At 42.7% G+C, this 10,444-nt stretch carries 11 protein-coding genes; all 11 read left to right on the top strand.

Annotation, left to right across the window (positions count from 1 at the left end; translation table 11 throughout):
• The first annotated feature begins 43 nt into the window (after positions 1–43).
• The 11 genes from DS742_RS25180 to DS742_RS25130 all read left to right on the top strand — a co-directional run bounded on the left by DS742_RS25180 (position 44) and on the right by DS742_RS25130 (position 10,380).
• Complete coding sequence (locus tag DS742_RS25180) at positions 44–346, top strand: PTS sugar transporter subunit IIB (RefSeq protein WP_117419683.1); 303 nt, start codon at positions 44–46, stop codon at positions 344–346.
• A 27-nt stretch (positions 347–373) separates the two neighbouring features.
• A complete protein-coding gene (locus DS742_RS25175; protein ID WP_117419682.1) occupies positions 374–817 on the top strand; it encodes a hypothetical protein in 444 nt (147 codons plus the stop codon).
• Between the two features lie 23 nt (positions 818–840).
• The gene (locus DS742_RS25170; protein ID WP_117419681.1) at positions 841–1,767 is read left to right on the top strand and encodes an AEC family transporter; all 927 of its coding nucleotides are present in this window, start codon (positions 841–843) and stop codon (positions 1,765–1,767) included.
• Between the two features lie 14 nt (positions 1,768–1,781).
• A complete protein-coding gene (locus tag DS742_RS25165) occupies positions 1,782–1,988 on the top strand; it encodes a hypothetical protein (protein WP_117419680.1) in 207 nt (68 codons plus the stop codon).
• Positions 1,989–2,194: 206 nt separating this feature from the next.
• The gene (locus tag DS742_RS25160) at positions 2,195–3,340 is read left to right on the top strand and encodes a GGDEF domain-containing protein (RefSeq protein WP_117419679.1); all 1,146 of its coding nucleotides are present in this window, start codon (positions 2,195–2,197) and stop codon (positions 3,338–3,340) included.
• A 100-nt stretch (positions 3,341–3,440) separates the two neighbouring features.
• On the top strand, positions 3,441–4,016 hold the full coding sequence (locus DS742_RS25155; RefSeq protein WP_117419678.1) for a winged helix-turn-helix domain-containing protein: 576 nt from the start codon (positions 3,441–3,443) through the stop codon (positions 4,014–4,016).
• Positions 4,009–5,235 carry an MFS transporter gene (locus DS742_RS25150; RefSeq protein ID WP_170313588.1) on the top strand — a complete coding sequence of 409 codons (1,227 nt, stop codon included), beginning with the start codon at positions 4,009–4,011 and terminating at the stop codon, positions 5,233–5,235. Before DS742_RS25155 ends, DS742_RS25150 begins: the two co-directional genes overlap by 8 nt.
• 237 nt (positions 5,236–5,472) lie before the next feature.
• Positions 5,473–6,648 carry a tyrosine-type recombinase/integrase gene (locus DS742_RS25145; RefSeq protein WP_117419676.1) on the top strand — a complete coding sequence of 392 codons (1,176 nt, stop codon included), beginning with the start codon at positions 5,473–5,475 and terminating at the stop codon, positions 6,646–6,648.
• A gap of 181 nt (positions 6,649–6,829) precedes the next feature.
• Positions 6,830–8,998 carry a methyl-accepting chemotaxis protein gene (locus DS742_RS25140; RefSeq protein ID WP_170313587.1) on the top strand — a complete coding sequence of 723 codons (2,169 nt, stop codon included), beginning with the start codon at positions 6,830–6,832 and terminating at the stop codon, positions 8,996–8,998.
• A 112-nt stretch (positions 8,999–9,110) separates the two neighbouring features.
• On the top strand, positions 9,111–10,016 hold the full coding sequence (locus DS742_RS25135; RefSeq protein ID WP_117419674.1) for a helix-turn-helix transcriptional regulator: 906 nt from the start codon (positions 9,111–9,113) through the stop codon (positions 10,014–10,016).
• An 88-nt stretch (positions 10,017–10,104) separates the two neighbouring features.
• Positions 10,105–10,380: a metal-sensing transcriptional repressor gene (locus DS742_RS25130; RefSeq protein ID WP_104434186.1), complete on the top strand. Its 276-nt coding sequence runs from the start codon at positions 10,105–10,107 to the stop codon at positions 10,378–10,380.
• Positions 10,381–10,444 lie beyond the last annotated feature (64 nt).

Here is a 10,444-nt window from a genome sequence, read left to right as displayed (position 1 = left end):
GAATAATTCGGGTTAAACTATTCAAAGAAGGGAAGTTGTTAATATGAGAAATATTGTATTATTCTGTGCCGCAGGCATGTCAACAAGCCTTTTAGTAAATAAGATGAAAGAAGCAGCTGCAAAAGAAAATTATGATTGCCAGATCAACGCTTATGCTCTGGCAAGTGCAAGAGAAAAAGGACCGGATGCGGATATTATTCTCTTAGGGCCCCAGGTCCGTTTTGGCAAGGCAAAGGTGGAAAAAGAATGTCCTGGAAAAATCGTTGAATGCATTGATATGCAGGCTTATGGGACCATGAATGGAGCCAAGGTCATTGCCCAGGTAAAAAAGGCACTTGGAGATTAATCGAAAGCAGCAGGGGAAACTGGGAAAATGCAGACTATCGGATATATTTCTGCAAAATCAAAGAACGGAGATGACCGGGCATTTCATATGATCAACTATTCCGGTTATAATATCGGGACGTTTGCAATGCCTTATTTACAGAGCTTTCTGGGAAATTCAGGAATTATTACTGCCTGCCTGTTCGATTCAGGGAATGCAGTGATACTGAAATCCATTCTTAAGGTTCTGGTTGTGCGATATGGGACTGCAGCCTGTCTGGCAGCGGCTCTTTATTATTTCCTGCCATTTACTCAGGAGATTAAAATAATTTTGGTTATTATCGTCTTTGCACCAATCTCTTCTATGGGTGTTATCAATACAGAGCGGATAAAAGGAGATACAGGACGTGCCGGCATGATTAATTCCATGTCCATACTCATCAGCCTTGCAGTAATGACAGGGCTTGTGTGTGTATGGAAACTTGGGCAGTAACCGGCATGGGGCAGAGGTGAAGCATGGATCTTGCTTATATTACAGCAACTAAAATAATTGAGATGTTTATCATTCTGATAATAGGTGCAGGCGCATATAAAACAGGAATTGCGGATGCGGGTACAGGCAGCAGGCTGACGTCTGTTCTGCTTAAGATCATTTCTCCCTGTGTTATCCTTTTGTCCTATCAGATTGACTTTGACAGAGAACGGTTGTATGGGCTGGCAATTACTGCTCTGCTGTCTTTTGCCAGTTTCTTCATTGCAATTGCAGTTTCTAAAATTGCAGTTCCTGAGAAAACCGGTTCTGATCTGGCAGTAGAGCGGATGTCGATTGTCTATTCCAATTGTGGTTTCATCGGAATTCCTCTTATAGACGGAATTCTGGGGGCAGAAGGCGTGTTTTATATGACGGCTTATCTGACTGTATTTAATATATTTGTCTGGTCTCACGGAATTATGCTGATGAGCGGAAAATCAGAAAGCATGAAAAAGACGGTAAGAAGTCTGATCAACCCGTCCAATGCAGCAATCCTGACAGGAATAATTCTGTTTCTGACAGGAGTTAAAATACCTGAAATTATACGTGAACCAATTGCTTTAATCGGTGGTATGAATACTCCGGCTGCCATGCTGGTTTCCGGCATTAATCTGGCTCAAAGTGATTTCCTGGGGGGATTAAAGAACAAAAGAACCTATATTGTCAGTATATCCAGGCTTATTGTGGTTCCGGCCCTGACCCTGCTCCTTTTACTGGCAGCAGGAGCGGGGAGAAGTATATCGGTGACCATTTTAACAGCTGCAGCCTGTCCAAGCGGAGCCATGGGTACCATGTTTGCTCTCCAGTATGAAAAGAACAGTCAGTATGCATCAAATATTTTAACCATTACAACTGCGCTGTCTTTAATTACCATACCTGTTATTATGGCAGCAGCCAGCGGAATTTTATAATAAAGGGGATAAAAATGATTATTGTTAATGCACCATTGAAACAGGAGACGTTTCAAAAATACGCAGAGGATGAAGGACTTGTTTTTATAAAAAAGTCAGGCATGAAGCTTTTTTTCGAGAATCCGGAGGGAGAGGATGGAAAAAAGGCAGAAGCATTAAAAAAGAAGCTGAAGGGGGAGAAAGAACTGGCAGCAATCTATTTTTCAGTCCAGGCCCAATAACATGAAAACCGTACTTCATTTATATCCGTAATCCGGTATAAATGAAGTGCGTTTTTTTTATTCCTATGCTATACTGATTTTTGTTTCAATCCTGGTTCGGTTCCTATTACAATTGGTTCACTGTGAGAAAAGCCAGGAATATTCTAGGATAAGAAGGTAAATATAGGCTTCAGTAAAAATGGGATGGACAGGAGGCGGCTTCCAATATGATACCTGACGATATCCGTAATATAGAAATAGAGAAACAATATCAGACCATAGATTATGACTGGCTGAGACTTCATTATAAGACCACTGTGGGAATTGTTGTTTTTGCACTGGTCATGGAATGTCTTATGAGTCTTGTTTTTGTGCGGTCTGGTCTTATTCATACAACTTTGGAACGGTACGTATTAAAATATATCATAATTCCTTCGGGAATTAATCTTTCCTGTATTCTGGCTGAAACTCTGATTATGAAATCAAGTCAGTTTTCCCAGAAGCAGAAAATTTACAGCGTATCCCTGATGCTGGTTTTAATCTCATTTGTTCTGTTTACTGTTCACAGCGGTTTTACAGCCACCTATTATATTTTTCCAGGTGCAATCATGATGACAATCATTTACGCAGATCAGAGGCTGACTGGTATCACGGCCTTGTTTTGCCTTGGATCCGCTGCATTTTCCGAAATAATGATTAAATGGGATTCAGATAAGATTGGAATTTTTGACAGCAGCTTAAGTATGGGAAACTTTCTTGTTTCTATGGTGATACTGGTTGCCTTTTCCGCAGCAGGCATGGTGGTAATCCGGTTCGAGCAGAAAAAGAATGCTGCCAGCATCAGGACGGATCTTGAAAGGCATCAATTAATGCAGAGCATTCAGGTAGATGAGCTGACCGGGATATATAACCGTAAGGCTCTTGATGAGGCCATGGCTGTCATGGAGGTCCAAAGGCCCTGTGAAAATCATGTTCTGGCCGTTGTGGATATTGACAATTTTAAAAGTATTAATGACCGGTTCGGGCATTATATGGGAGACAGGTGCTTAATAGAGTTTGCCAGAGTATTGATGGAACACTCCTGTAACTATACACCCTATCGTTATGGCGGAGATGAATTCTGTCTGCTGTTTCACAATATGACAATGGAAGAGGCTGTCCTGGTGTGCGAGGAGATCAGACAACTGACCGAAAAGATCAGGATAGAGGAAGAACGTGAAATATGCTTTACTGCCAGCTTCGGATTGTCTGCATATTCCGGCCAGCTTGATGCAGCGCGGCTTTTTGTTTTGTCTGATTACGCGTTATATGATGCAAAGAGAATCCGCAATTCCGTCAGAGTCTATGAAAAGGGGATGAAGATCGCAGATTGAATGTGCGATCTTTATCCCCCTGTTTTTTTGTCTTGACATTACATGATGTGAAATGTTACAATTTATGCAATGAATAGTAAAAAGATCAGGAGCAGCAGATATGAATAAAATTAAGCTATCTACCAAAAAGGAACTGGAAATTTATATGCACCCGGTGAGACAGAATCTCCTTCGGATACTGGAGCGCTCCAAGCTGCCCATGACTCCAAAGCAGCTTTCACAAAAGCTGGACATTTCCCCATCAAGTGTTCAGCATCACATTAAAAAGCTTGAGTCACTTGGGGTCATTGCGCTGGACCATACCGAGGTTATTAACGGAATCACTGCAAGATTTTATTGTCCCACCTATGTCAATGTTCAGATCGGTCTGGATCATCCGGATGATAACCAGATGCAGAAAGAGGTTCTTGTTCAGGAGCAGATTGCAAGAACCTATGAGGGTTTTTTAACACAGAAGAAAAAATTTATAGAGAAACATTATGATACGGATTCAGAACTAAGGTGGGATTTGGGGGATATTATGACTGGAGTGGCTCATTTGGCGCCGGGAGAGGGCGAGGAATTATTAAAGCTGATCCTGGATTTTATGGATGCGCATGCGGTTCCCTCCAAAGAAAAGTCTCCGTGGGAATATGCCTTTATTTTTTATAATGCCGGGGAGAATCTTTATGAATAAGATAAAACAGCTGATTATTTTTCTCAATTATGCCTCCCTGGGAATACTCCTGCCGGTACTGAACTTAATTCTTCTTAACCGGGGCGCCGGTCTTAAGACACTTCCACTTTTAATAGCCGGTTATTCAGCTACAGTTCTGTGTTTAGAACTGCCAAGCGGAATCTGTGCGGATTTGCATGGCCGGAAAACGGTCTTTCTTATTTCAGGAGTCTGCCAGTTGCTATCGGTGGGCCTGCTCTTCTTTGCAGGAAACTGGATCTGGTTATTATGCAGTATTGTGCTGAATGGAGTCAGCAGGGCTTTTTCTTCCGGAAGCTTAGATGCCTTAATCATAGATCAGGCTTTGCAGGAAAAGGGAGAAGACAGTCTGCCTGATGTAACAGCCCGCCTTGCAATACTAGAGGAGACTGGACTGGCAGTGGGATGTATTCTCGGCGGTTTCCTTTCCGGCTTAGGGGATTCCTATAACGTAAATATTCTGCTTCGAGGTATACTGACTGCGGTAACAATGGGGCTTTGTATATTTGGGGTACGGGAAGACCGGATATGCGGCAGCAAAAAAGAGCGGACTCCCCTTACCCATCATATAAAAAAAGGATTCCGTACAGTTTTTGCAAAGCCGGATTTTCCATTTATCCTGGCAGGGATGATGTTTACCGGATTTTTCATAACCCCCATTGAGACATACTGGCAGCCGGCCTATCTTAAACTGTCTGATTTATCACAGGGAACCTGGATGCTGGGAATACTGTCCTTTGTCGGATTTTTTCTGGCAGCAGCAGGAAATTCTTTCTGCCGGCGGCTGCTGATAAAATTTCCCGGAAGACAATGGCGCATCTATGGCATCTGCCGGGTTTTCCTGGGCAGTGTGCTGCTCATTCTGGCGCTATGGAATTCTGTCTGGATCTTTGTCATGGCATACGGAGGCATTTACCTGCTCCTTGGAACCGGCAGTGTGGCTGAAAATACTTTGATCAACCAGTATACACCAGGGCCTTTAAGAGCCAGTGTTCTTTCACTGGGATCATTTCTCTTACAGACCGGTTCCATGTGCGGCTCTGTTTTTTGCAGTCTGTTTGTGGAACAGATTGACATAGCCGGAATCTGGCTTGTTTCCGGGGTAGTTATGGTTGTATATACCATCCTGGTCACAGTACTTCTGACAGCAAAAAAAAGAGAAATTAAACCGTATGATATTGAATCATTTGAAAACTCCTGATATAAATAGAGTTAGAGGCAATGATAAGAAGCTGTTTTTGCGGATTTCCGGAATAACCAGGTTCTTATGCCAGTAAGAGGAACCGGAATCAGTAAATGGCGACCCAGAGCTATCCTGGATCGTCATTTTTTGGTGGAAAGTAAAACCCGGTTCTTAACAAAATATGGAAATAATTGGATTAATTTCCAAGGTTTAAACCGTCATATAATAAAATATTATAAGCAAAGGAGCTTTACCATGCCAAGAAGAGGAGAAAACATTTATAAACGCAAAGATGGAAGATGGGAAGGAAGAACTTTAAAACAGACCGGAAAGTATCAGTATTTCTATTCCAAAAGCTATAAAGGCGTTAAGGAAAAGATGAAAAATTACAAGGAAAGCCAGGGAAATACCAGAGAAAAGAAGTCAGGAGAGACCAGGGGAGGAGCTGTGCTGTTTGAAGACTGGCTGGTTGATGTTTCCATAAGAGTGAAGCCGTCAACCTATGAAAGCTATTACCGGTGTATGAATAAGTATGTCATTCCGTTTTTTGAGAAGGAAAAAAACCAGAAAATTACAACCGGTTCTGTCTCCCGCTTTGTTAAAGAGATGTATGAAAATGAGGAACTTGCAGATTCTTCCAAAAAGAAAAATCTTACCATTTTTAAAATTGCAGTAAAAGAAATACTAAAGGGCTCCGCGGATTGCTTTGCCATTATGGATTTAATTAAATATCCGAAGCCGGATGATAAAGAGGTGGAGGTTTTCTCCATGAAAGAACAGCGTCAGATTGAGCAGGCAGCTTTTCATTATACAGACAAGAGGGCGCTTGGAATTCTCCTCTGTTTTTATACCGGTATCCGTCTTGGGGAGTTGTGTGCATTAAAATGGGGGGATATTGATATGGAAACCGGGACCTTATCCATATGCCGGACTGTTTCGCGAATCCGGCATTTCGAAGAGGAGGAGCATAAAACGGCGCTGTTTGTAGGAGCACCCAAAAGCCGTAAATCCATGAGAAAGATTCCGCTTCCACAATTTTTACTGAGCATGCCGGTGCTGGCTGTATTTAAAAACAGAAACCAGGAAAATTATATTTTTACGGGAACCGACGCTCCTTTTGATCCCAGGTGCTTCCAGAAACTGTATAAACGGCTGTTAAAGGAAGCTCGTGTTAAGGACCGGAAATTCCATGCAATCCGACATACGTTTGCCACCCGGGCACTGGAGCTGGGAGTAGACATTAAGACCATCAGCGAGCTGCTGGGGCATTCCAGTGTATCCATTACCTTAAATGTTTACGCCCATTCTCTGATGGAACAAAAAAAGGCCGCAATTGAAAAATTCAATGATATGTATCAGCTGAATGCAGATGTAAGCGGAGCATTTATAAAAAATGATTATGAAATTATGGAAGATTCTTATGCCGGATAGGAAAGAGCTTACATATTTTTTGATAATCCGTTACAAATTAAGTGAACATTCCCCCTATTTCTGTCATAATTGACAAATATCTACAGGATGTTATATAATATTGATTAATTAAATGTAGTAAAAATTTTACAAAAAGGCAATATATTTCCAGATTGCAAATGACAAGTAGGAGGATATGACTGTGGCGGGAAGGATTAAGGTATTTCAGAGGGTCATAAAAAAATCAGAAGAGGGATCTGATCAGGCGGGAAGGAAAAAATCCATCAAGGGGAGATTGCTATTTGGAATTATTGCTATGTGTGTTGCAATTTCTGTTCTTTTTGGTCTTTTTAATGGCTATTTGTTTTATCGTGATGCAAAAAAAAGTACTGATATGAGGCTCATGGAGTCTGCAGAGGCTTACAGTCAGTCCGTTAAAAATGCAATCGATATTTACAGGATAAAGATTGAAGCTATCGCACAATACACCTCCATCACAAACCAGAACAAGAGCGCCGAAGATCGTAAAGAGGCTATGGATAAGCTGGCAAAGGATTACGGCTTTCTGGAGGTCACTACAGCTGATGTCAACGGAAAAGCGGCAAATGGAACAGACATGAGCCAAATGGAGTTTTTTAACCGGGCACTGAAAGGGGAAACTTATATTTCAACTACCATGCAAAGTAAGGAACTGGGCAAAACAGTTCTGGTAATTGCCGCTAAGATAAATAACGGGCAGTATAACGGGGTTGTAACAGGAACTCTGGATGCAGATGTATTCAGCAGCATGATTGACGGAGTTTCCATGGGGAAATCCGGCTATGGTTTCATTGTAGATAAAACTGGAAAGGTAATCGCCCACAAAGACAGAGAGACTGTGACAAATGAGACGAATTATATTGAGATGGGAAAAAGCGATAAGAATTTCGCAGCTACTTCCGCTAATATTCAGGACATGATCACAGGAAATACTTCAATCAGAACTTCACGCTTAAAAGGCAGGACTCTGATTATGGGATACACGCCTATTACCAACACTGACGGCTGGTCTATTGGAATTGTGGCAGAGCAGTCTGAGATGATGACCGGTTTCTATCAGTCACTTGGCATAACAATATTCCTGGCGGTCCTGATGATTCTGGTATCCTTACATATGGCATTCAGGATAGCAGGACCCATCGTTAAACCGATTGTCAGACTGGTAGAACGCATTAAAGCGCTTGATGAGGGTGATCTGCATTCTGAAGTTCCACAGATTGATACGGGAGATGAACTTGAATCTCTTTCCCGGTCATTTACCGGAACGGTCAATACGCTGAATAATTATATCAACGAGATATCCACGGTATTAAGCGGACTGGAAAAGGGCGATTGTACCGTAGCGGCAACCCAGGATTATAAAGGTGATTTTGTACAGATCAAAGATTCATTAAACGGAATAACATATAACTTAAATTCGGTATTTACCAAGATAAAGGAATCTTCAGACAGAGTGGCAGACGGGTCAAGGCAGATTTCCGATGCTTCCCAGGCTCTTGCATCAGGCGCTGCCGAGCAGGCTGCGACCGTTGAGGAATTAAGCGCCTCAGTAAGCAGTGTTTCAAACCGGGCTCAGCAGAATGCGGATAATGTTCAGAAAGCGACGGGGTATGTAAGGCAGGCTGTAAGCGGAATGGATGAGGGCAATGCCTATATGGAAAAGCTGGATCATTCCATGAAGGAAATCGGACAGGCTTCTGAAAAGATCTCAAACATTACCAAGGTAATAGAGGATATTGCATTCCAGACCAACATACTGGCCTTAAATGCGGCAGTGGAATCAGCCAGAGCGGGAGAAGCCGGCAAGGGATTTGCAGTAGTTGCCGATGAAGTACGTAATCTTGCCGGTAAATCTGCCGAGGCGGCCAAGCAGACCGCAGAGCTGATCGGTCATTCGGTTCAGACCGTGTCAGAAGGAGTAAAGATCGCCTATGAAACAACGCGGATTTTGAAAGCAGCAGCTGAAAAGTCGGGACAGGTGGAGCATACCATTCAGGAGATTGCATCAGCTTCCAATGAGCAGGTGGAGGCGATTGAGCAGATTAATCAGGGGCTGACCCAGGTATCAACAGTAGTCCAGACGAATGCGGCGACAGCAGAAGAAAGTTCTGCCTCCAGTGAAGAACTGGATGCCCAGGCTCAGATATTAAAACAGGAAGTTGAGAAATTCAGGCTTCAGGGGGAATACACCACGCAAGCCCGGGAGAGTGTACGCTATGAGGCTGCAGCAACAGTTCAGGTACCGGAATATAATGATACAGAGGAATATACGGCGGCAGTAGAAGACGATATAACCCCGGTCACATATATACATGATTCAGCAAAATATTAAATCGGTCAGAGGCTTCCGCAAAATGAGGTATTTATTTTGCGAAAGCCTCTGTTTTTGGTATTCTGCGATAGGAGAGTTCATGTTATAATAGCAAAAAAAGGGGGACTATGAGGTGAAGATTGACAGGCTGATTGGTATGATATCCATATTGCTTCAAAAAGAAAAGGTGACAGCACCTTATCTGGCAGAGAAGTTTGAGGTATCCAGAAGAACTATAAACCGTGATGTGGAGAACTTATGCAAGGCTGGAATACCGGTTATCACCGAGCAGGGGAAAAATGGGGGAATCTCCATAGCAGAAGGCTATAAGGTAGATAAGACATTATTTACTTCAACGGAAATACAGGCAATTCTTTCCGGGTTAAAGAGCCTGGACAGCGTGTCAGGAAGCAACCGGTATCAGCTTCTGATGGATAAGCTTTCCTGTTGCAGCAATGAGTACGTAGGAGCAAGCGGTCCGGTACTCATTAATTTAAGCTCATGGTATGGGTCCTCCCTTCCGCCTAAATTTGAGCTGATTAAAGATGCGATAGAGAAAAAAAAGAGGATAGAATTTCATTATTACGGTCCGGGAGGAGAAAACACACGGATAATAGAACCCTGTTTGCTGATATTTGAATGGTCTTCCTGGTATGTGTGGGGATATTGTCTGCTGAGAGATGATTTCCGCATGTTTAAGCTGAACCGGATGGCTCAGATACAATGCACCAATGAGGAATTTGACGAAAGGGACATTCCCCCATACCGAATGGATCCCCGTGAGGTTCAATGGACCAATGAAGTAAATATCACAGCAGAATTTGACAAAACCATGAAATGGCGACTCATAGAAGAATTCGGCATTGACAGCTTTCGGGAAAGTCCGGACGGAAAGCTGACCATGAGGATTGATTGGTCGGATAAGGCGTCTTTGTTTTGCTGGCTGCTTGGGTTCAGGGATTGTGTGAAGATTATTGAGCCAGTGGAATATCAGGCGGATTTTTTAGAACTTCTTGAACGGATTAAGGCCCTTTATTGATAAATATAAATAAATTCAACCATATTGACAATGCCACTGGAATCAATCATAATATACAGATACCCCTTATGGTATCCGGAGGTGCAGAATGAAACAGTGTATGGATGCCGATAATCTTCATCGGCGTTTAAAAAAGATCATTGGCCAGGTTCAGGCAATTGACCGTATGGTGGACGAAGATGTTCCCTGTGAAGATGTACTTGCTCAGATCAATGCAGCAAAATCAGCGCTGCACCGGGTTGGACAGGTGGTTCTGGAGGGACATATAAATCATTGTGTCAGAGATGGGATTGAGCATGGAGACGCAGATAAGACCATTGAGAGTTTCACAAAGGCAGTGGAACGTTTTGCCAATATGACATGACTCGAATGTAAAAGCAGGGCAGCCGGTAAAATCGGCGGTCCTGTTATTGTATCTCGGTACAATA

Origin of the sequence: Lacrimispora amygdalina (assembly GCF_003432035.1) — a bacterium.
Lineage (GTDB): Bacteria > Bacillota > Clostridia > Lachnospirales > Lachnospiraceae > Lacrimispora > Lacrimispora amygdalina.
This window is presented reverse-complemented; position numbering and strand designations above follow the sequence as displayed.

What these genes read in the sequence shown, in the direction of transcription:
- DS742_RS25180 (WP_117419683.1), top strand. Translation starts at nt 44, where the DNA reads ATGAGAAATATTGTATTATTCTGTGCCGCAGGCATGTCAACAAGCCTT.
- DS742_RS25170 (WP_117419681.1), top strand. Translation starts at nt 841, where the DNA reads ATGGATCTTGCTTATATTACAGCAACTAAAATAATTGAGATGTTTATC.
- DS742_RS25160 (WP_117419679.1), top strand. Translation starts at nt 2,195, where the DNA reads ATGATACCTGACGATATCCGTAATATAGAAATAGAGAAACAATATCAG.
- DS742_RS25175 (WP_117419682.1), top strand. Translation starts at nt 374, where the DNA reads ATGCAGACTATCGGATATATTTCTGCAAAATCAAAGAACGGAGATGAC.
- DS742_RS25145 (WP_117419676.1), top strand. Translation starts at nt 5,473, where the DNA reads ATGCCAAGAAGAGGAGAAAACATTTATAAACGCAAAGATGGAAGATGG.
- DS742_RS25155 (WP_117419678.1), top strand. Translation starts at nt 3,441, where the DNA reads ATGAATAAAATTAAGCTATCTACCAAAAAGGAACTGGAAATTTATATG.
- DS742_RS25165 (WP_117419680.1), top strand. Translation starts at nt 1,782, where the DNA reads ATGATTATTGTTAATGCACCATTGAAACAGGAGACGTTTCAAAAATAC.
- DS742_RS25130 (WP_104434186.1), top strand. Translation starts at nt 10,105, where the DNA reads ATGAAACAGTGTATGGATGCCGATAATCTTCATCGGCGTTTAAAAAAG.
- DS742_RS25150 (WP_170313588.1), top strand. Translation starts at nt 4,009, where the DNA reads ATGAATAAGATAAAACAGCTGATTATTTTTCTCAATTATGCCTCCCTG.